We start from the raw sequence: 23650 nt of genomic DNA, 5'->3' as shown, positions 1-23650 counted from the left end.
ACCTGATTTTCCATAACAAATCCTTGTCTCTCGACTTGTTTCTGCTTAGCCTGGAAAGGCGAATAATCAGGCTTCCCCCGTTAAGCAAACATTCCTGTTAGTGAAGCCATCCGTTTTAACATATATTGCTATTCGGATTTTGGGCATCGGCACTTTTTGCAACCTTACCCCCAATATATGCCAGAATCGGTTCGATTTCTCTATGTTCCACTAACTTGCTAGGTCTTCCTTCACACACCACCGTTGCCAGTGACGCACTTGACTTTACATTGCTCTTCCCTCCGATCAGGTGAGCGGGCTTTCTTTCAAGCCTCGGAATTGTTTGCATGCAGGGCAAACAAAAAAGCACCCCATTTGGGATGCTTTTAAATTTTTGTTGAAAAAAGAAAAGATTAATTATCTTCTCCTTCTTTAACTGCAGCAACATCATCTGTTTCAGTAGATGGTACTTCATCTGCTGGTACTTCGTCTTCATCTTCGTCGTCCTCAAGGGCAACAATGTTACGTGAAGTTCTAACCTGGCAAATTACTGTGTTATCTGGATGCTGAATCTCGTAAGACTCGTCTGCAACTGCAGTAACATAAAGTTTTTGACCAATTTTAAGTTTGGTTACATCTGCAGTAATATAATCTGGCAATTCGTTAGCCAAACCTCTTACTTTTAAACGACGTAGGTTATAACGTAAAACACCACCATTTTTAACCCCTCTCGCAACACCTTCGGTATGGATAGGAATTTCCATAGTGATTGGTTTATCATCACTAATCTGGTAGAAATCTACGTGCAATATAGCATCGGTAACCGGGTGGAATTGGATATCCTGAAGAATAGCGTTAAACTTCTCGCCGTCTTCAAACTTAATTTCCACTGTATGCACATCTGGGGTGTACACAAGGTTGTTAAACGAAATTTCTTCTGTTGCAAAGTGCAACGGCTTGGCATCTCCCCCGTATAATACGCAAGGAACCTGTCCAGCATTACGTAGGGCCTTCGTGGCTTTCTTTCCTACGCTTTCTCTTTTAGATCCGTTGATCGTAATTGATTTCATTGTTGAAAAATTTTAGGCTGCAAAAGTAGCGCTTTTTTCCTTTCTATAAAACCCTGACTTAAAATTCTTTAAAAAGAAAATTATAATTGAGAATCGAAGCTAAAAAACTGAATATTAACTATGAATAAAGGGTTTGATTACATAATAAATTTAGAACTAATAGATTCATTGTTATGAACCCTATTCATAACATCGGCAAAAAGATTGGCACAGCTTACAACCTTAATTTTTTTACTTTCTTGCTTTAGCGGAATAGAATCGGTCACAATTAATTCCATTAGTTTTGATTTTTCAATCTTTTCATAAGCTCCGCCAGAAAGTACCGGGTGGGTACAAATAGCTCGCACACTTTTTGCCCCGCGTTCCATCATTAAATCGGCAGCTTTAGTAAGTGTTCCGGCAGTATCTACCATATCGTCTACCAAAACCACATTTTTACCTTCTACGTTACCAATAAGCTCCATGTGCGAGATCACATTGGCTTTTGCTCTTTGTTTGTAACATATTACCACATCGCTCTCCAATGCTTTAGAGTATGCATAAGCTCGTTTAGACCCCCCCATATCTGGCGATGCAACTGTTAAATTATCTAATCCCAATTTCTTTAAATGCGGAAGAAAAACTGTGGAAGCGTAAAGGTGATCTACGGGCTTTTCGAAAAATCCCTGAATTTGATCGGCGTGCAAATCCATAGTTATAATTCTGGTGGCTCCTGCGGTTTCCAGGATACTGGCAATCATTTTGGCAGCAATTGGGACTCTGGGTTTGTCTTTTCTATCCTGACGTGCCCAACCAAAATATGGAAGCACCGCGGTAATATGTCTCGCCGAAGCTCTTTTTGCAGCATCAAGCATTAAAAGCATCTCCATTAAGTGGTCTGCGCCCGGGTGGGTAGAACCAATAATAAAAACTCGCGAACCGCGAACCGATTCTTCAAAAGAAGGCTGAAACTCGCCATCGCTATAAGTTGAAGTAATTACATTTCCTAATTTGGTGCCGTAAGCGGCCGCTATTTTTTCAGCTAAAGCTTTACTCTGGGTACAGGAAAAAATCTTAGCCTCTGGAATTACGTTGGGCATGTTGTGTTGTTTTTATGAATGTTGTTTGTTGTGCTGCAAATTTAGAAATTAATTCCTTTCACACCTCACGAATATGTTTAGACTGAAACTTTAAAATTGGAAAAAAAACATTTGGGGATGGGAAAAATTTTTTACTTTTGCCATCCACTTGCTCGAGTGGCGGAACTGGTAGACGCGCTGGATTCAAAATCCAGTAACTTCGGTTGTGCGGGTTCGATTCCCGCCTCGAGCACTTTTAAGACTTCAAATACCACCAAAACCCCGTAAACTTCACTGTTTACGGGGTTTTTTATTTTTTATGATATCAAAGAATATCATATAATTACATCTAAAAGGTGCCTAATTCGGTGACACTTAAGAAATGAAAATAGGTGCGCCCGAATAGCAACCAACTCCCTGTTAAATAAGTGTTTACATCTTTGACGGTATATTTATTTCAGCTAAATTTATTTCAAATAAAAAACTAATAAGATGCAAAATTTACTATCAATTTTATTTTACGTAAGAAAAAGCAAAGATAAAAATGCTACTCACGCCACTGTTTACCTTGGAATTACTTATCAGGGTAAACGAGCAGAGGCCAGCACAATGAGGAAAGTTCAACTTTCAAAATGGAATGCCAAGGCTAGCAAAGTGAACGGTTATTCTGCTGAAGCTAAGCAAGTCAATAGGAATTTTGAAATTATAAAGAATAGGATCTATGATATCTATCAAAGATTATTGGAAGATGAGGAAGAAATAACAGCAGTGAAAATTAAAGATGAATTTCTCGGTAAAAATTTAGTTGATCATAGAATTCTTAAAATATTCGAGGATCATAACTTAAGAATGGAAAAACTGATTGATAAAGATTACTCCTATAGAACACTTCAACGTTATAGAACTACTAAAAAACATTTAACCAATTTTATTTTATCTAGTTATAAAGCTGATGATTTTCGTGTAAAAGATATTGACATAAAATTCATTAATAGTTTTATTTATTATTTAAAAACAGAACTCAACCTCTCTCATAATTCGGCTTTAAAATATTTAGCCTATTTGAAAAAAATTATCCGAATTGCTGTTGCTAATGGTTGGCTAGAGAAGGATCCATTTTACAATTTAAAATTAAAGCGCCAGGTTATAGATCGGGAATTTTTATCGAAAGAGGAAATCATTAGAATAATGGAAAAAACCTTTACCATTCAAAGAATGGAACAAGTACGGGATGCATTTATGTTCTCCTGCTATACTGGGTGTTCTTATTCCGATATTAAAAAGCTAACTAAACAGAATATTATTAAGGGAATTGATGGCAGCCAATGGTTAAAGTTGAAAAGAACAAAAACAAAATCCCTAAGCAGCGTCCCTCTTTTGACAGTACCGGAAGAGCTTATTAAAAAATATGAGGACTTTGAAAACCCCAAAGGTTTATCATTTGGGGAGATGGCAGCACTAACCTTACAGGTGCCAAGGGTCGCTATTTTACTGTAAGTAAAAGTTTTCTAGCTGAAAATTTCCCGGAGCAATCAGCCTAGGTAAATTGAGGTTTTCGGCAAAAAATGATGAATTGATGAAAAAATGATGACGCGGAATAGCCAGTGTTCGCTGGGGTTCCCGTGCGCTGTCATCGTCTCATCAAAACTGAAGCTGCTTTTGAAAGAAAAAGGTTTTTAATCCTTCTATTTTTTGATGAATGATGTCAGAATAAGATTAGCCCAGTAATACTAAAGCTTCCGGTGGTCATCAAAATGTCATCAAAAAATAATGATGACCGAAAACAGGAATAAAAATCTAAACCATAAACAGGATTAAAACCCAATAAATTAAATGCTAATGAAAGAAGAAAAATTAAGCTGTGAAAAAGCCCGCAACATTTGCATCGTCAAAAGCCTCGCAAAGTTGGGACACTTTCCCAGCAGAACAACGGAAAAAGAAGCCTGGTTTCTGAGTCCCCTGCGGTCAGAAACGCAGGCCTCTTTTAAGGTATCTAAAGAACTCAACAGGTGGTATGACTTTGGAATAGGAGAAGGAGGCAACGTAATTGATCTAATATGCCTTATCGAAAATTGTGAGGTTAAAGAAGCTTTGCAGTTTTTAAATCAAGAATCCATCATACCTACTTACAGCTCACCAAATAACCACAGGCCTAACAACAGGAAAATTCAGGTTACAGCCGTGAAACCATTAGATCATCCAGCCCTACTCTACTATTTGAAATCACGAAAGATCAATGTAGCATTAGCCGGGGATTTTTGTAATGAGGTATGGTATCAATGGAAGGAGAAACAGTATTATGCCCTGGGACTTAAAAATAAACTGGGAGGCTGGGAACTTCGAAATAAATATTTCAAAAACTCCAGTAGTCCTAAAACCTTTTCCCTCATTGAAAACGATTCCAAACAGCTACTCATTACGGAAGGGATGTTTGATTTTCTATCCCTGGCTACCATTGATGAAGATTTAGTACAAAGTTCAGATAGTATCATTTTAAATTCCCTTGCTTTTATAAAGAGGATCGAAACTTTGATCCCAAAATATAAGCGGGTTTTACTCTACCTGGATAATGATCCCGCTGGTGAAAAAGCAACGGCTTCGCTTTTAAACCAATATGACCATATCACCAATCGCAGTGATTCTTATAAAGATTTTGTAGATCTCAATGATAAATTAAAAAATGAAACAGATCTTGTTTGAAGTGTTTATAAATACTTTACTTATAGCTTGAAACAATATTCTCAATATCATCTTTAATAAACTCCCAGTATTTTCCTAATAGACAAATAGGCTCAAAATCATCATCAGCCTCTGAAAAATCAGTAAAGTTTTTAAGTATTAGATTTTTGTCGTGACTATAGGGATATCGCCTTTCGTGCAGTTGTAACATTTGCGCCAGGCTGTAGGAATTAAATAGTGCGTGAAGGTCCCAAAAATCTTTCTTCCTGCCACCACGTTGACCACATCTACTTTCATAGCGATAATCTCTTCAAGGCTAGCCATACGTACTGAATCAACAACAATTGGCAGTTCAATAAAGCTATCAGTATAGAAAACATCTAGTTTAATGGCATTTTCAGGATTCTCTCCAATAAAATAAGATCTTCCGAGGGCTGGTTCCATTTTTAAATGACCCACATAGCGGAAAGTTTTTTCCAAATAGACAGTTATAGTCTTAAAATCAATAGCACCATACTCCACTTCACTAAAGAGATCAATATCAATAAGATTCACGATGTCCTAGCTGCAAACTAAGAGCTGTTCCGCCAACTAATCGGAACTCTTCAAATTCCTTTGCAGTCATTAATTGATTCAAACACTCACGGAGTAATAGATTTACAGTATTATAATGAAGCATATTTATTTATTTTGAGGAAACTGTATAAGGCTTTCTAGTTTTAGTACGAAGTATTTTATCCACTTCTGGTCTACCATAAAACCGAATAATTTCTTTTTTCTCAGTTTCATTACCACGTTCAAATACTCGTTTTATAACGGCCTTACTTTGTTTTTGCCAATCAATATGATCAATATCAGTGTCCCAAAACAATGATTTTCTAAGTAGAGAAATATTAGGAGATTGTAATTGCATTTTCATTTTCTCCCTCCTTATTTCATAATAGGTTTGTAAAATTGCCAGAGTACCTTCTTCCAAACCCAGTTCCCTCTCAATTTTAAGTGCCAGGGATGTATTTAAGTTTCTTTTGCCTTTGGTAATAGCATTCAAAGTTTGTGGATGCTCTTTAATAGCCATAGCGAATGGACGTTGTTTTATGGAACGCTTTTTTAATTCCCGTTTTAAAACAATTCCCGGGTGAATACCTTTGTATCTAAATAGATCATCCATATACCAAATACAAACAATTTTGTTTACATTAAAATCATTTACTTTTTTCATCTTAAGCATTTTCCTTTTGCCGTCGAACGGTAAAACAGTTGTAGATCAGGATGATTTTGTTATTCAGCTATTTCAATTTACTTCTTCCAGCGCCATCGCATTACCTTTTGATGCCCTAGGATTTTCAAGCTTTGAAATTATAGAGGAGCTATAAATAGCCCGGCGCTCCGGTTAATTTCAAAGCTGGTTCTTTAGCAGCAAAAAGTAATGCGGTATAAGAAAGACTAAAAAACACTGAAATCCTGATCGGTAAATTTTAGTTATTATCAAGCGGACTTGAGTTAAAAAGCTTAAACTAGAAAATCAAATTTACCTATTCATCTTCAAAGCTTTTTGGCTCGTGTACAAGACCATTTATAATGAACCTCTTTTATTGAAGCAAAGCTTTTGCGGAGTGAAGATAAAAGTGTTGAATGGCACTGTTAATTAAACTTTTCCGTGAAAAAATCACCGGTATTACTGGCTTTGGAAAATTTTTCCATGAAAAATAATTCTAATAAATTCCAGAACCCATATAATTCAATCTCATTTAGCATCATATAGAATTATAATCTATAAAAATGAGAACTTAACATCGCGAAGCGTGTGACCCTCTTGCTGCTGTCCATACTTCTTTATAATTTAATAATAATTTCCTGTTTTTTAGTATCAAGTTCTATCTGGTATGCATCCCTTATTTTTTTGAAGTCCAGGTCAAGATCCTTATTGGAGCGCAAATATGCCATAGGTGTGAACTTATTTTTTTTGCTAAGTTGTAATTTAACTTCTTTATTCTTTTGGTTATAACTTACCTTCTCAATGGTTCCCGCATCTAATATTATCCATAAATTTTCTGAAGCTAGAAAAACTTTATCTTTAGCGGCCGTAGTTAGCTCAACTTCAACCGTATTATTTTTAGTTTTCAAATTACCTCCAAAAGCTAACCATCCATAATTCTCTTCCTTTGTAATATAAGTCGCAGAATTTATAGCATAGCCGAAAAACCCTGAGCCATAATCCCCTGAATGGTAATCAATCCTTAAAGTAGATGGGTAGGAATGAAAAGCAGCCGGACCAAATCCATCCTGGGTTATATTGGCAATTGCACCCAGGGTTCCTGCATAGCCCACTTTCAATAAATAGAAATCTGGATCATTGCGATAAGCTTTTAAAACCGGAATAGCATTTAATCCGGAACCATAATGATGAATTTGCCTTTCTACACGGGATAATTTACCCCCATAAAGAAAATCCCAGTATCGCCTTGCATTTCCATTATACGCCCAGTGAGGCATAGTGGGCATGTAAGCTAGGATTGCATTCAAAGTAATATCAGCCTTTTGATCGTAGCCAAAATAATCGCTCCACATATATACTTCTTCCTGGCCGGTAGAATCCCAAGGCATTTCAGAGCCAAAAGGATAGTTTAATGATTCCCATACATCAGCTCGTTTTTTCATCTCGGTTTCAAGCTCGCTAGCTAAGTCATTTAAGCCTTCTCTTTGAAGATCTTTAAGAATCATAAGAAACACAGTACCTTCCATCTGACCATATTGGGCATAGTGTGGTGCCAAGCGGTTCATCGCTACTGCAGTATGATATGCATTTTCCAGGTACCACCTCCAGCTATGATTATCTACCAGGTTCTCCTGGTATCTGGCCAACCTGTACATTACCCAATGTGCAGCTGCCACGTGAGGATAATTATAAGACCTTCCGGGATCATCTGCTCCTTTTTTATTCCATGCAGCCCAGGTATTATAATTTATGGTATCACTGTAAGTGCCTTCTGGCATTTTCTCAGGTTCATAATAGAAAATACTTTTCTTGACTCCATATTTTAGCTCTCCCTCTGAATATTGGATACCACCCCACATGGTTTCATCTATAAATTTTTGAAGCTTCTTAATTTCTTCTTTTTCAGGCTGAATCAATTGCTTCATAATTGCGCCAAGCCAACTCCCAGCTCCTCCTTCATCACTTAAACCAGCGACCCATGCACGACTATCCTGGGTTAATTGCTTTTTTGTTTCATAATCATAAGAAATTACGGAGTTGGTTCTGCCAAAAAGAGAATCAGGTTGATCAAACCATTGTTGTGTCATTAAAAAATCACCAAAATCATCTACAACTTCGCTTTCAGGTTTTATAACTTTATAATTGATACTCTGCTTTAGACCATCTTTATAAGTAATAATTGCCCGGGCCCTGCCCCACTTTTTTCCATGCAACTCATATGCTGTAAACCCACCCGGTTTCCTTTCGGCTTCCATTATTTCTAGGGCACCTTCCGGTTCAATTTTTATATCTTCAACTGCTTCTGGGTAATTGAGAAATAATTTTGCTTCTACATCCATTGGCAACACATAGCCTGGGATACCCACAGCAACCGGACGTCCCTCTTCGATAAGCTTATCCTGAATTTGTTCAATTCCTGGTGCCAAAACAAACTTCAAAGAGAAATCCTGGGTTTCTCCCGCTTTTAAAGTCAAGGAAGTTGGCTGGTTCCATTGTTCCACACCTTTCCATTCATTTTCCGCATAGGCTTTGGATAATGCCATCCATTCGTGTACACCTTCAAATACAATACTCCTGTTACTTGGATCATCCAAAAGCGGGCGATAAGCTTCAAATGGCATATTCTCTCCTGGTAATACCAATAAAGCCTCGTCCTCCCCGGTAAGGTGCTTTACTTCCAGGTACCCCGCATCCATTCCGATATAAGGATCAAAAAACACATTATCTGCATGGGTTTCATCAAGGTTTTTCCCTTCTAAAATATTATTAAATGCCATTGGTACCCCCAGCGCCCCTATTTCTATTGGAATACTGGTAGGATTTGTTATTTCAAACCTCATTAATAAACCACCATCTTTTTCTTCGTAATATCTTTTAATCGCTAAAGGATTATCTTCAGGTAGTGTATTGCTTAGGTCTGAAGCTGCAAGGACGGTTCCTGAGGCCGGCAATGCCTCCACCTTCTTACGATTATATGCCGTAGAAAAAGATTTATATTTTCCATCCTTATCTTTTATTCTGAAATTTAAATCCCCTATATAATAAATACTGTCTTTGTCTCGGGTTTCAATTCGCTCACCCGGGGTGAAATCGAAATCAGGATCAGAATTTGGAGAAAGCTTTGCAACGGTTTGAGATGCTTTTACCAACTTTAGGGTAAATTCCTCGGTTTTCAATTCAATGAAACCATCTTCCAGACCCAAGGTTGATTCCCTATCTATAATATTATCCCAATAGGTTGATTTTTCCTGCGATATACCCGTCGCTCCTATAAATAATAGGAATAATAAAATCTTTGCTTTCTTAATTTTCATAACTGTTCTCAATTAGGCTAAATTTATAAATGCCTGCACTTTCACGGGGAATGTCAAGCTTGTTCTCTGAAATTAGAATTTCAGCTTCAGTAATTTTAATTCTTTTTGGATTATCTTCATCATTGTACACCATATCATTTTCTCCTGAAATAATATAAGATGTTCCTGTATTACGTATGGTATTAGCAGCTTCCTCTATTTCCAGAACCTGATCTTTATGTGTAGCATTTACCACTGAAACTGTTAGGAATTTACCATCTTCAGTGATGGTTGCAGCAACGTTCAATGGTTGAGGATTTCCGGATAATTCAATTGGCTGTGTACCGAATTGGTTTCGGTATAGTTTTAAGACCAGTCCAGTTCCTTCAAGCCAGGCTTCCGTCTTGGTGGTTTTAATGGCTCCAATAACATTTACAGTTTGAGCATAATTTGCCATATAATAAATATCTGATTGCCGGGAAAACTCGTTTAATCCAGCGGCAATCCCCAGGGCATCGCGAAGAAAATATCGGGTACCTAAAAGTCCATAAACGTGGGGACCATACCAGTAATTCCACTCATCCATCGCAATTTTAATATTCTTTTCTTTAATACCGGGAATTTCCCTCCTGGCCCTGCGATGCTCTTCGGCAACCTCTTTAATTATTGCTGGCATTTGATTTACATGGGTTAACAAGCCACCAGCATGCCAATCTTGTTTATAAAAATGCTCACTGATATAGGTCATGTTCTCGCTGCAGTGCTCATACATCATATTATTCCACTTCCCTGGATATCCTACGGCTATTAATTCAATGTCGGGATCAATATCCCACATTTCCTTAGCTACTTTATTGTGTTTTTCAACGTATTCTTCAATAGGCATATGTCCCAACTGCCAATCCCCGAACATTTCATTTCCAACTGCCCAAAGTTTCACATTGTAGGGATCTGGATGCCCATTTTTTGCTCTCCATTTTCCCATTCTGGTATGCCTGGAACCATTAATATATTCAACCTTGTTTGCTGCAAGTTGGGCAGTACCTAAGCCGGTATTCACTGCAATATTGGCTTTGGCTTCAAGAATTTCGCATAATTGCATAAATTCATGAATCCCGACATCATTATATTCCAAGCCATTCCAGGCACGTTCAAATCTGGTTGGGCGTTTATCAGGATCGCCTATGCCGTCTTTCCAGTCATAACCTGAAACGAAATTTCCTCCGGGCCATCGGTAAATTGGTGAATTCAATTCTTTCATTAAATTGATTACCCCAGGACGGTATCCCTTAATATTAGTTGCAGGCATTAATGAAACAGCAGCTAATGTAAGATCACCCGTGCCTATAAAATTAAATTCCAATGACCCGGTTTTGGTGTCAGATTCCGCAGAAAATTCAAAAGGAATTTTCTGAAATTCTATTTCTTTATCAATTACAAATGATTTTTTATTTCCATTGAGGGAAATGATCACTTCATTAATTCCATCACCTTTAAAAACTATCCGCCCCACATAATTTTCACCTGATTCGAGGCTTAAATTATCCTGATTTAAGGTTATCTTCTTTTCAACTTGAATAACCGGTAGTTTTCCCTGAGAGTAGGAGTATGAACTATCAATACCCACTTCATTTGTATCCAGAGAGGCATACCAGGGGGACTTTGAGGTACCCGGGGTGTAATAGAACTTACGATCCTCCAACATTTCCGCCCAGATTCCGCCATAAATGGACTTACCCATATGTTCTATAAACTGCCCGTAGATATAGGGTGACATTGGCTCTAATTTCTTCTCCGGTTCAATTTTCACGGTGGGATTTAAATAATCTGCAGATATTTCTTCTAACCTCAGGTTATCAAAATAAACTTTACCTTTAGCTTTACCACCTTTGCCTAGGATAAGCTCCAAAATAAAACTATCATCCATTTCGGTTGAAAATTCCATTTCTACTTTGGTCCAATTGGTAGTACCTTTAAAAATAGTGTCACCTTTAAAATCAAATTTCCCCAGACGAAAACCCGCACCAGCTTCCTTACTTTCCCCGGCAACATTTACCGTTTTTATATATCCTGAAACTTTATATTCTGCAAAGGGCTTTACCCCTATTTTTTTGAACCAACGCTCGGTAATGAGACTATCTGAATGTAAAATCAAGACTTTGGTGTTATAATTTTCCGAAAGCGTATCAGAAAATAATTCCGTAGGACTCCATTCTTCGTACTGCCAGCCTTGTTCTTTTATATTTCCCCCTTCACGTGGAGAAAGAAGGCTATTGTTTTCTTTCTCACTACAGGCCGAAAAAAAGCAAGCAAGGACAATAAGAAGCTTGAAGGTAATTTTCATTTTGGATGAATCTACTAATTATTTAAAGTCAGTTGAGAATTTCCAGCTCGCTTTATAATCTTCAGGTATTTCTTTATTTTCCAAAAGGAACCGAAGCACTGAAACCGGCATCATATTTTCCTGCATAACCCGATCATGGAATTGCTTTTCTGTCCAGCCTTTTTCGAGTAATTCATTGCGTAGGGCATAAAATTGAAGTCCCCCCACCATATATGCCAGCTGGTATAATGGCGGCGTATAAGAAGTTGCAAAAGACCTGCGTACCTCGGCTTCTGCATTGGCATACTCGTGTCCTACTTCATCAACTAACATATCTATACATTCTTGTGGAGTCCATTCTCCCAATTGATATTTAAGGGAAAATATAATTCTAGCACACCTGTGAATTCTCCAAAACAACATTCCCATTTTTTCTTCTGGTGTTCTTGGAAAATCCTTATTCCAAAGGTTAATTTCCCAATAAAGTGCCCAACCCTCCATCCAGAACGGGGTACCAAAAACACTCCTGTAAGGTTTATGACGGGCATTCATATAAAACTGGAGGTTATGACCAGGCAGAAGTTCATGTTGCACTGTAGGAAAAGAAAAATTAGGATTGTTTCCCCTCATGCTCATTAGCTTATCTTCGTGGGACATCCCTTGCGTAGGGTAAGAAATACTAATTTCCCAACCACCTGTAAAGAAAGGGTTCACTTTTTGGCGTTCCGGGGTCATCATGATCATGCCCCAGGTCTCTTTCGCCATCTCGGGAAAAGTTATAAGGTCGCGCTTTTCAATAAAATCTACCGAATGATCATACAAATCTTTAATTGCTTCCGGCTGCTTACCAGGTTCAACATATGTATTTTTCACATGTTCCAAAGCTGCCTTCCAGTCATTGCCATAACCCATTTCCTGGGAAGCCTTAATCATTTCCTGCTTACACCACTCAAACTGTTTTTCAGCAGTTTCAATGAGTTCTTCCGGGGTATATGGAATAAATTCATATTCTAGGTTCCGAATAAGAGTTTTTCTACCCACCGGTTTCCCAATTATACCGCTTCCGTCATCCTTTATACTTTCTTTAGAATAATTTTCTTTTAAAAAGTCTGAATACTTGGTGAGGTCTTCATCTAGAGATTTGTAAGGGGATTCCATCCACCACGTAAAATCCGGGTCATATGCATAATAAAAATTATAAGCTTCTTTTAAACCTTGCTGAAATGAAGTGACAATCCCAGCTGCTTTTTCGGCTATAAGCCAATCCTGGAATTTATCGTTTTCAAGTTGTTTTATTTTCGTTTGAATAATTTCTTCAGCCTTTTTAAACTGCTGAGCCAACACCTTGGCATCTGGCTGCTTTCCCCGCCTCCTTTCCTGGATAAACGGAAATAAAATTTCAGTAAAATCCGCTACGGAAGCTACCTCTTCAAAAGCTTTATAATCCTGGTTTAATAAATAGCCTTCTTTTTCGATCAGGTTTTTCAGCAAAACATAATCTACCTTTTCAGTTGGTGTAAGATCCTTAAATTTAATTTCTTTAATCCTGTTTTCCCAATTATCATAAAACTGGAAAAAGCGTTGATAATATTCTTCAGATTCCTTAATGGTATAAGTTCCTCTTAGGGCATTTTTATCTGCTTTAAAAGTGTTAATAATATCTACCATTTCATTAGCAGAGCTAACACTACATATTGTGAGAAAAATTATAAATGTGCTAATGAGTCTTTTCATAATATGACCTATAATTTTGACCTATTCCAAGCTTTTTAACTTTCAAAGCGCTATACTGGCTTTATTATTTATTTCAATTCAACATCCAGGTAAACGGAATGACGCCCATAGGTTTCATAGAAGGGCTTGAAAACAACCCCGTCAATAGTGAAATGCAATTTGCCCGGGTCGCCCTCAATGGAACTGCTTAAATCCTTAGCATTTAAAACTACTTTTCGCCATTCTTCTCGTGGTTCACTTTCCTGTGCTGCCAACAATACAGGACCATAAAATAAACTGGCAACATTTGGCTGATCCATAACAGGATCTAAATGAAATGCGAATGGCATTTGTAATTCTACCGTATCACCATCCTTCCACTCACGACTAAGTTTTAGGTAGCTTCCTGGGACGGCAGCAACATTTTCCTTCTTACCATTGATCTTGACAAAAAATCCCTTAGTGGCCCATTGGGGCACTCTTATATTCAGATCAAACTTCCCCTCTCCACTTATTCTTAGTTGGGTATGATCTTCTTTGGGAAATGCTGTAGTTTGTTCCACCCGTATATTCCGTTCTGTCCAATTTAGAGTGGAAGGAACAAAAAGGTTCACATAGAGGGCCTGGTTATCCCTATTCTTAAAATAAATAGAGTTTTGTAATTTGGTGCTGCTTTCAATAGCTGTCCCGTTACAACATGTAAAACCCTTCATATCCGGATTTCCAAAATGTTTAATGGAGCCGGGCCGGAGTGGGACATGGTATGTATTAGCCGGGCTATCCTCTGCTACAGAGGCAAGGATATGATTATACAATCCTCGCTCATAATAATCCATTAACTCTGTGCGCTGATCATACAGGAATAGATCTCTACTTAATTTAAGCATATTATAGGTAGCACATGTTTCATTTTGCCCTCCCTCAGAAAAACCATTTTCATAGAGTGTAGCCGGCTGGCTAACAAAACACTCTGCATTTACCGGATTTCTAGCACCAGCAACCCCTCCAATACTGTACATGTAATCATTCTTCGCCTTGAACCAAAAATTATCGGCTACTTGAAAATATTCAGGTGAACCAGAACCGCGGTAAGTTTCAAGGGCTCCTACGATTTGTGGTATGTGCTGGTTGGCATGCAGTCCTCGGAAGGAATCAACATTTTCAGCCAACCCGTGTGAATGCTGTGCATCACCAAAGAATACTTTAATATTATCGAATAATTGGGCCCCTTTAAGGTAACTCGGTTCATTGGTGATCCTATACAAACGGGCCATTGCCTCGTTCATACCCCCATATTCCCCTGCTATATATGTATTCCACATACTGATAAGAGTCTCGGTAGGTAGCTCACTTAATCGCAAATTTACCCAGTCACTCATTCCCCTGGCTATTGCAAGGGCTTTCTCATTTCCACTTACTTCATAAATATCCATCAGGCCTGCTAAAATTTTATGCAGGGTGTAGTAAGGAGCCCAAACCTGATCCTCCTGCCCCCCATAAGAGGCACCCTTCTCCAACATAATAAACTGGTCTGGTGGATAAGCACTAATATACCCTTCTCCCCAGTTCCAGTAATCAGTACGAATTCCCTCTTCACTAAGATCGGAGTTATATTCTGATTTACCCGGACCGGTTGGCACAGCGGTTGGGTCAGAAACAAATTCTTTACTCGTTTTCGCTTTACGTCCAGAAAGCTGAGATAATTCATACAAGGTATTGACCATATACTCCATCTTCTCCGCAAAATTATCCTTAAGTGATTCATCGTAACCAGTGCTCGCATAGGCCTGGGCGATGGCTGTTAAATAATGGCCCGTAGCATGTCCCCGCAACTTAGTTTCCTGGCTATCCCATACTCCCAATGGCTCTGCACCTTCCGGCTGTTCCTGGCCAAAAGCATTACGGAACATATATAAGAAAGAATCAGGATTGGTTTCCGCTAAGGTTAATACAAATTTGTCACGGTTCTCAATAAACTTGGAATCATCTCCATTAACATCAGGGTTCAAAGAAACCTGATTTAACCCGAATGCCTCCAGCCTGCGGTTTGGTGCAGCTGCAGCCTCTAATTTAGCTGCATTAACAATAACCGTGGCTTTTGGCCGTATATTTGTACCAGGGATTCGACCTTCCACTACATACTTTCCCGGCTTAAGAACTGAACTATTGTCATTTGGTGCCGGCCAAAGTACCCGTACCTCAGGTCCCTCTATACCATCCTGATAAACCCCATCTACATAACGGGGTAACCTTGGCATCTGGCCCACCTCTGTCTCAACCATTAGGTCGGATACGCTTTTAAGGTATTTATTATAAAGTTGTGGAGCGGTTTTGGAAAACCTTTGGAGGTTATCTTCCTTTTCTTCTCCTTCATTGACAAGACTACTACCATCTCCTGTGGAATTATTATATATTCTCGAAACCTGTCCATCTCTTAATGGAATTCGGTACAACCTGATATCATGCAAGCTCGCATTAAGATAAGGATGCCCAGGCACCAGGGATTTACCCACCAAGAGTAAATTTTCTGTTGATTTACTATCGAATAATTCCTGGAGATCTATTGTTGTATTTTCTTTCTTGCCTACGGGTTTACCATCCAAATATGCCGTAAGGGTTTGTGAGGGAAAATCAACCACCACCGCCAAATGAACCCATTTATTAGTATTCACTAAAGGGGCAGCCAGACTCTGTTTCTTCTTATCTCCCATAACAATCTGAGCCTGGAATCCTTCCTGCTTTTTCGACCCGGTAGGTGAGGCAGAAAAATGGTTCTTCCTACTTTTACCAAAATCAAAGAATTGCTGATTAGATTCTGAAGACCGTAAAAATACCCACCCGGTTATACTGAAGGATTCCTCTCCATTTAAAGCCTCCCCGGGAATAGCCATATAAGCTTTTCCTTTACCAGGCAGGGAAAGAACTTTACCAAACTTTTCATCATTGACAAACTCATATTGGCCATTTAATTCAGCGTGAAGGTTGTTCCGGGACCAATCCCTGACATCTCCGTCCAGCACGTAACGTGCTATTAATCCCGTTTCGCCTATTCCATCCAGGATTTGATCACCGGATTGGGCCTGGGTAGGAAATATAATTCCAGAACAAGCAACTAAAATCAGGCTTAAATAAATTGGTATTCTATTGGCTACTCTCATTATTAAATAAATTTTCAACTATATTATTCCTGGTCAAGCGAAGTTAATCCTGGTAAATTTTGTCCCACGACGGTGGCTTAACGTTTAATAGGTGTTCTACAAAAAAATCTCTTCGTTTACGTTCTCCAAACTCTCCCCCGGAGGTATGGGATTCTCCAGGCAGAACAACCAGTTCAAAGTCTTTATTAGCTTTGATTAATGCATCTGCGAACTGCATAGTGGATGCCGGGTCTACATTATCATCAACTTCCCCTACAATTAACATCAAATTCCCTTTTAATTTATCCGCATGTTCAATATTTGAAGAGGCTGCATAATGAGGACCAATTGGATATCCCATCCATTGTTCATTCCACCAAATTTTATCCATACGGTTGTCATGACATCCACATGAGGCAACCGCAACATCATAAAAATCTGAATTAAATACCAGAGCTGCACCAGCACTTTGCCCCCCGGCAGAAGTACCCCTAATCCCGACTCTTTCGTCATCCATATAAGGATATTTTTCAGCAGCTGCTTTGATCCATAGTTTACGATCAGGAAAACCAGAGTCTTTTAAATTTTGCCAGCAAACGTCGTGAAAAGCTTTAGACCGATTCGATGTCCCCATCCCATCAATTTGTACCACTATGAAACCTAATTCGGCTAATGGTTGTAATGTGCTATATTGGGAGTGAAATTCCTTTGGAACAAAGGAGCTATGAGGCCCTGCATATATATATTCAATAATGGGGTAAGTTTTATTAGGATCAAAATTTGTGGGCCTGACAATCACGCCCCAAATATCTGTTGTACCATCCCGACCTTTTGCGGTAAAAACCTCGGGCATTTTCCAGTTATTCTTTTCTAAAGCTGAAATATCCGCCATTTGAAGTTCCATTATCGGCTTCTTCTTTCCGGTTTGCTTAAGTACAGTAACCGGGGGTAAATCTACCCGGGAATACTGATCTACATAATATTTATGATCTGGTGAAAAAGTAACTTTATGATTTCCGTTTTCGGAGGTAATCCGGGTGAGGTTGCGACCATCAAAATCAATTCGAAAATAATGAATTAAGTATGGATCCTGGTCATTGTCGAAACCACTGGCTGTAAAATAAATTTGTCGTTTGTCATCATCAATTTCAAGGACTTTCCTAACAGGCCAATCCCCTGAAGTCACCTGGTTTTTTATTTTCCCTGTTACAGCATCATATAGATATAAATGGTTATAACCGTCCCGTTCTGATGCCCAAATAATTTCATTTTCCCCCTCCACATCGTATCGATACCTTTTCCCGCTATAATCGATAAAAGTCGGGCTGGTTTCGTCAATAATTACCTCAACCTTCCCGGTTTCAGCATTTACTTTTAAAATTCGGTATACCTGGTGACCTCGTTGATTATATTCAAAAGTAAAAGCTGAACTATCATCAAACCATTTATAATTAAAGAGGTTATATTGAGAAGCAAAAAGATCACTAGGAATCGGGATATGTTTCTTTTCACTAACATGGAAGAGCTGGGGACTTTTAAAATCCAACTCATCCCCCGGTTTTAAATAATCCCTGGACTGTAATTTTGGTTGAAGCTGTTCTTCGGGACTCGATTCTACAAAATAGATTTTATGTTCCTGTCTAGGTTTTACTTTATAAGCCAGGATTTTTTTACTGTCGGGTGACCAAATAATATTAGGAGAATAGTAAAACCCTTTGGATCCATCAAAACTTAATTGTTCTTCCTCACCACTGTTTTTATCCACTAAAAAAAGGTTGAAATTTTTAATAAATGCTTTATATTGTCCGTTTGACGAAGGAACTGGCTCCTTTTTCTCCTTTTCACGACGATCTCCCCAATATCTTTTTTCCTGCTCTTTCTTATTTACAGAACCGGTAACGGCAAGATGGTAATCGGATAAATTTAAGCGAAATTTTAGAGAATCATTTTGGAAATCAAGGTACTGCTCATCTTCCGTAAAATTCAATTCTGAAATTTTTATAGAGGTAGGTTTTACTTCTTCATCTAATACCTCGCTTAGAGCTCCGGCAAGCCGGATATGATCGAAAGCCTCTTTTTGAGATTTCAACTTGGCATCAACAAGTAAATATTCATCTGTATTTTCAGAGTTATTTTTATACCAGAATTCTTTCTCATTCACCCATTGAAATGAATCGGGCGTATTAAATACTTTATTTTTGAACAAAGTATCGATTGAATTTGCTCTCTTGTAATCTTCAATCTTTCCCTGAGCTAGCAAAGTACTAAATGAAAAAAGACTAAAAAAAGCAAGACTAAAAATATAAAATTTCTTAATTATTCGCATAGATTAAAAGTAAGCTTGGAAAAGTGATCTAACACACCAAATATTATCAACATATAATACAATATTAACATCCCTGAAACTTATTATATGATATAAGGCCACTTATAATATAGATTGTTAAAAGCAACGAAGTGCATATAGCACTTCGTTGACCTGACATTAACTCAAACTATAAAAATACACTTAACTAACTAACGAACTAATATCCAGGATTTTGTTGAAGGTTAGTATTCGTATTTAGTTCTTCCAAACCAATTGGAAAAAGTGTCGTATGGTCTCCCTGAGGAACATGGTTAAACCAGTTTTTTGTCTGGTAGACACCAAACCTTATTAAGTCTGTTCTCCTTCTGGCTTCTGCAGCAAATTCCCATCCCAGCTCATCTAAGAAACGTCCATACTGAACAGGACTTTGATCTCCTGGGTCTTCAATATTGCCATTCTCATCCAGGGTTCCGTATTCAAAAGTAGTATCCCCTTCGAGTTCTTCTCCAGTTACCGTAGCAACCTCTGGGTTATCGAATGATCTTGAACGCACCTCGGAAACTATTTCCGCGGCTTCCGCACTGTTGCCAATCCTTAATAAGGCTTCCGCTTTCATCATTAAGACATCAGTGTACCTGAAATATGGAAAATCATTGCTTAGACTACCTGTTGCTCCTGCCTCTATATTATACTTTTTACATCTAAAACCATCAGTACCATCACTCTCATAAATACTAGGGATTTCATTGATTAGTGTGAACAATACTTCACCAGTGTCTGCATCTAATTGATCTCCCATTAGCCAGGTGTTCTCGAGCCTAAGGTCGCCTTCTTCATAACTGTCAATAAACTGCGGATTAGCACTGGAACCGCCCCAGGGTTGTGCTTGCATATTAAAAACATCTCTATGACTAGGTAATAACATCTTCATATGTTGGCTCCATTCTGTAGCATAGATATAATCATAAGGCACAGCGAATACAATTTCCGGGGAATTCTGATTCTCGGTTGTAAAAATATTACTGTAATTGGAGTCCAGAGAATATTTGCCAGAATTAATGATTTGGTTACTGGCTTCTAAACTTTTCTCCCACTGCGCTGTACCTGTATACACCTCTGCATTTAGGTAAACTCTCGCCAGCAATTGATAAGTCCCCCATTTGGTAAGTCTACCATAAGTACTCTGATCAACGGTTTCAGTTAATTCGGGTATAACTGAATTTAGCTCCGATACTACGAAATCATAAACTTCCTGCCTTGACCTTTGCTGTGGTATTTCATCACTAAAATCCTCTAGAATTGGCACATTGCCGTGTGTATCTAAAAGGATAGAATAATATAATGCCCTTACTCCGCGCATTTCAGCAATCACAGCATTTGCCTGTTCGGCACTCACCGGTAAGTCACCGGATTCCAATTGTGAAATGACCCGGTTGATATTATTTATTCCATTAAAACAAGTGATCCAGGTATTACGCGGCTGCCATTGTGTTTCATTCCACGTATGAAAATGCATACGCTTATATACACCTCCATCATCCCAGCCATTAGGCCTAGTTGGTGTGACGAAAATATCTGCTGATTCTTCTTGCAGGTCAAATAATCCTTGCCACCCCATAATATATCTTAAAGGGGTATATGCCGAGGCAGATAGCGCTACAATGTCCTCTTCTGCCGGTACAAAAGAATCCTCTGTAATTTCGGAAAACACTTCTTCATCAAGATTGGTACATCCAGTGATAGTAAAACCAAACAGGAGAAATAGTACGATTTTAAAATTTATATTGTTCAACATTTTCATAATTGTAATTTTTAAAAAGTTAAGTTTACACCAAGGGTGAACGACCTATTAGTAGGATATTTATCACGACTATCAATTCCCGGTGCAAGCCCTGAGCGGTTAACCTCCGGATCAATTCCTTCATAACCTGTAATGGTTATCAGGTTAAGACCGGTTGCGTATAGTCTCAAATTCTGTAAAAAATCAATATTTTCTGTATTGAAGGTATAGCCCAGCGTAATGTTATCTATCTTCCAGAAATCCCCATCTTCCAGATAATGACTAACATATCGCTGCACATCGGCCAAAACAGCTTTTCCATAGATTTCATCAAATGCGGTATCCAGAACATTATAACCTACTGTAGGATTCTCATAAAACATCCGTTGTGAATTAAGAATCTGATAGCCAAATGCACCTCGCATATTAACGTTCAGATCCCAATTTTTATAATTAAAGGTATTATTCCAACTCACATAGTGCTCGGGTAAGCCGTTTCCTAAAATTTGCCTATCAGAGGCATCAGATTCAGTTGCCGGGATTATGTCCCCATCGGGAGTTTCAATCATAAAGACACCGTCCTCGTTAATATCCACACTCTTTAAACCGTAAAAATTACCAATGCTCTCTCCAACCTGGACAATATGACTTGAAATTTGAATAGGTTCTCCCACATAACCGGTATAGAAGAAATCGTTAGTAGTTTCAAATTGATCATTTGAAATAGAGAGTAATTCATTTCTATTGGTTGAATATGTCATATTTCCACTCCATTGGAAATCTTCCGTCTGAACAGGAACGAAATTTATAAGGGCTTCAAACCCTTCGTTTTTAAGTTGTGCTACGTTTGCAGTGATACTTCCATATAGATAAGGAGGAACAGGAACATCATAATCGTAAAGAGCATCTTTCGTAGTTCTGTTATAATAATCAAGAGCACCTCCTAACCGGCCTCCAAAAAAACTGAAATCCACCCCTGCGTTAAATTCTTCTTTCTTTTCCCAACGTAGATCTGGGTTAGGATTTCGCGCAGGAATTAGTTCTCTTATCCAACGGTTATTGTAAAGAAAATAGCTATCGTAATTCAAACTACTTAAAGATTGATAAGAGCTTCCGGCATTAATTCCTGTAACCCCAAAACCAGCCCTTAATTTAATGTTATCTATCCAGGATACATCTTTAAGAAATTCTTCTTCGTTCATACGCCATCCTGCCGATATACCTGGGAAACTACCCCATTTATTTTCCGCTCCGAATCTTGAAGAACCTTCGTGACGAATACTAGCCATTAGTAAGTACTTATCTGCATAATTATAGGTAAGACGGGAAAAGAAGGCGATCAATTTATCTGAACTTTTAGAGCTTCCCATTCCGGCTTCACCCAATGGCAAGCCTTGTCCTATACCTATATTATTATAGGTATAGGCATCAGTCGGAAAATTCCTGTTGGTAGCGTAAAAACCTTCATAGGTATTATCCTCATAGTTATATCCTCCCAGGGCGGTAAATTTATGATCTCCCCAATTCTTCTTGTAATCTACAGTTATTTGACCATAATTACCGATATAATCATCGGTCCCACGGGAGGCATATCCCTCTAATCCATTCTTCGTGGTAGAGACGTGATTTTTTGTTTGATAAAATCCTCGTATATTATAATTACCTTTTCTGGTATATAAACCCTGAATTACTAGGTCTTCAATGGGTTCATAACTTAGACTTCCCGTTACTCTTAAATTCCGATAACGATTTTTTCCATCAGTTTCCTCTAAATAAGCAACAGGGTTATCATAAAAGTAAACATCCCTTTCATACCAAGTACCATCTTCATTTTTTACCGGTTCTGTGGGATTTCGAATTAATGCCTGCCTGTATACATACGGGTTAAAACTAGCACCATCCCCGCCTGCAAAAAATTCCTGTTCACTTGTTATTATATTAAAATTGGATTTTAATCTATTATCGAACATGTTATGATTCACATCAATTCTGGCAGAATATCGCTTGTTATTCGTTTTTATAAAAATTCCTTCATTATCCCTATAATTGAGTGAAGCTGTGAGATTCGTTGTTTTGTTCCCACCTCGAAAAATTAGGTTATGTACCTGGCTAAGTGCATCTCTTGTTATTTCATCCAGCCAGTCGGTATTCGCTCCAAAATCTTCAACATTGGATCCGTTAAAGGTATATCCTTCATCAAACTTCTGTCTTAATTCTGATGCGTCTAAAAAGTCCATTTTATTATTGATTTGGGATAATGTCATATACCCATTATAATCAATGGTTGGAGCAATTTCCATCCCGGCATCCTTGGTTGTTATTATAACCACTCCATTGGTTCCCCGCGTTCCATAAATAGCTGTTGCTGAACCGTCCTTTAATACGTCTATAGAAGCAATATCTTCCGGCGCAACAGTTTGAAGGTTTCCTGGAACCCCATCAATAAGAATCAGGGGTTGTGAACTTCCACTTATAGAAGAGATACCCCTAAGCATAATTTGCGCTCCCTGGGTGGGATCTCCTGAAGGAGTAGAAACAGACAAACCCGCGACCTTACCTTGTATTAGTTGTGCGGCATCGTTAACATTTCCCTGGATAAATTCTTCTGATTTCACCGTAGCAACTGCACTGGTAACGTCTGCCCTTTTTTGCGTACCATACCCAATAACCACCACTTCATTTAAAGCCGATAAATCCTCTTTGAGTATTATATTTAAATTGGTTTGTTCTGAGAAATTTACCTCCTGAGTTTCATACCCGACAAAGGAAAAAGTTAAGACAGGATTTTCAGAGATGGTATTTAGCTGAAAATTACCATCAAAATCGGTTACTGTTCCATTTCCAGTATTTTTTTCTATAACTGAAACTCCTGGAATAGGCATTCCATCTTCGTCCTGAACAGAACCTGTTAAAGAAACCTGTGAATGCGCAAAGTAACTCACTAAAAAGAATAGAAAAAAACAAAGAAAAGATTTTCTTCTGATGAATTTGATTAAAAAAAGTTGGTTTATCATAATCGTAAGTTTATAAAGTTAGCAGTAGAGAATATCAAACGTTTAGTTTTCTATTCCTTATTTGTAAACTTACAATTAGT

13 protein-coding genes and 1 tRNA gene are annotated in these 23650 nt (G+C 38.2%); 3 read left to right on the top strand and 11 right to left on the bottom strand.

Features of this window, described 5'->3' with window-relative positions:
* Window positions 1-392: 392 nt before the first annotated feature.
* Together BM084_RS17035 and BM084_RS17030 are read right to left on the bottom strand one after the other, a co-directional pair.
* Window positions 393-1049 carry a 50S ribosomal protein L25/general stress protein Ctc gene (locus tag BM084_RS17035; protein ID WP_075325537.1) on the bottom strand — a complete coding sequence of 219 codons (657 nt, stop codon included), beginning with the start codon at window positions 1047-1049 and terminating at the stop codon, window positions 393-395.
* Window positions 1050-1186: 137 nt separating this feature from the next.
* Complete coding sequence (locus BM084_RS17030) at window positions 1187-2128, bottom strand: ribose-phosphate pyrophosphokinase (RefSeq protein WP_075325536.1); 942 nt, start codon at window positions 2126-2128, stop codon at window positions 1187-1189.
* A 150-nt stretch (window positions 2129-2278) separates the two neighbouring features.
* On the opposite strand from BM084_RS17030, the gene BM084_RS17025 reads away from it, so the two are divergent.
* The 3 genes from BM084_RS17025 to BM084_RS17015 all read left to right on the top strand — a co-directional run bounded on the left by BM084_RS17025 (window position 2279) and on the right by BM084_RS17015 (window position 4807).
* Window positions 2279-2360, top strand: a tRNA-Leu gene (locus BM084_RS17025).
* A gap of 239 nt (window positions 2361-2599) precedes the next feature.
* Window positions 2600-3604 (top strand): site-specific integrase, encoded by a 1005-nt coding sequence (locus BM084_RS17020; RefSeq protein WP_093306231.1) that lies wholly within the window; start codon window positions 2600-2602, stop codon window positions 3602-3604.
* 342 nt (window positions 3605-3946) lie between these two features.
* Window positions 3947-4807 (top strand): toprim domain-containing protein, encoded by an 861-nt coding sequence (locus tag BM084_RS17015; protein WP_093306229.1) that lies wholly within the window; start codon window positions 3947-3949, stop codon window positions 4805-4807.
* A gap of 138 nt (window positions 4808-4945) precedes the next feature.
* On the opposite strand, the gene BM084_RS19465 is transcribed toward BM084_RS17015, so the two are convergent.
* The 9 genes from BM084_RS19465 to BM084_RS16970 all read right to left on the bottom strand — a co-directional run bounded on the left by BM084_RS19465 (window position 4946) and on the right by BM084_RS16970 (window position 23570).
* A complete protein-coding gene (locus BM084_RS19465) occupies window positions 4946-5266 on the bottom strand; it encodes a hypothetical protein (RefSeq protein ID WP_245764401.1) in 321 nt (106 codons plus the stop codon).
* Between the two features lie 205 nt (window positions 5267-5471).
* Window positions 5472-6005: a helix-turn-helix transcriptional regulator gene (locus BM084_RS17005; RefSeq protein ID WP_245764400.1), complete on the bottom strand. Its 534-nt coding sequence runs from the start codon at window positions 6003-6005 to the stop codon at window positions 5472-5474.
* Window positions 6006-6619: 614 nt separating this feature from the next.
* Window positions 6620-9316 carry a DUF5695 domain-containing protein gene (locus BM084_RS17000; protein ID WP_093306228.1) on the bottom strand — a complete coding sequence of 899 codons (2697 nt, stop codon included), beginning with the start codon at window positions 9314-9316 and terminating at the stop codon, window positions 6620-6622.
* Entirely contained in the window at window positions 9306-11639 is a 2334-nt protein-coding gene (locus BM084_RS16995; protein ID WP_093306226.1) for an alpha-L-arabinofuranosidase C-terminal domain-containing protein, read from the bottom strand. The genes BM084_RS17000 and BM084_RS16995 overlap by 11 nt, the downstream gene beginning before the upstream one ends.
* Window positions 11640-11657: 18 nt before the next feature.
* A complete protein-coding gene (locus BM084_RS16990) occupies window positions 11658-13352 on the bottom strand; it encodes a DUF885 family protein (RefSeq protein WP_093306225.1) in 1695 nt (564 codons plus the stop codon).
* Window positions 13353-13420: 68 nt separating this feature from the next.
* The gene (locus tag BM084_RS16985) at window positions 13421-16489 is read right to left on the bottom strand and encodes a beta-L-arabinofuranosidase domain-containing protein (RefSeq protein WP_093306223.1); all 3069 of its coding nucleotides are present in this window, start codon (window positions 16487-16489) and stop codon (window positions 13421-13423) included.
* Between the two features lie 43 nt (window positions 16490-16532).
* Window positions 16533-18674 (bottom strand): S9 family peptidase, encoded by a 2142-nt coding sequence (locus BM084_RS16980; protein ID WP_245764399.1) that lies wholly within the window; start codon window positions 18672-18674, stop codon window positions 16533-16535.
* Window positions 18675-18993: 319 nt separating this feature from the next.
* On the bottom strand, window positions 18994-20577 hold the full coding sequence (locus tag BM084_RS16975; RefSeq protein WP_218152258.1) for a RagB/SusD family nutrient uptake outer membrane protein: 1584 nt from the start codon (window positions 20575-20577) through the stop codon (window positions 18994-18996).
* Window positions 20578-20588: 11 nt separating this feature from the next.
* The gene (locus tag BM084_RS16970) at window positions 20589-23570 is read right to left on the bottom strand and encodes a SusC/RagA family TonB-linked outer membrane protein (protein WP_093306218.1); all 2982 of its coding nucleotides are present in this window, start codon (window positions 23568-23570) and stop codon (window positions 20589-20591) included.
* Window positions 23571-23650: the final 80 nt, after the last annotated feature.

The organism is Salegentibacter agarivorans (genome assembly GCF_900113135.1).
In the GTDB taxonomy this organism is placed as follows: domain Bacteria; phylum Bacteroidota; class Bacteroidia; order Flavobacteriales; family Flavobacteriaceae; genus Salegentibacter; species Salegentibacter agarivorans.
This window is presented reverse-complemented; position numbering and strand designations above follow the sequence as displayed.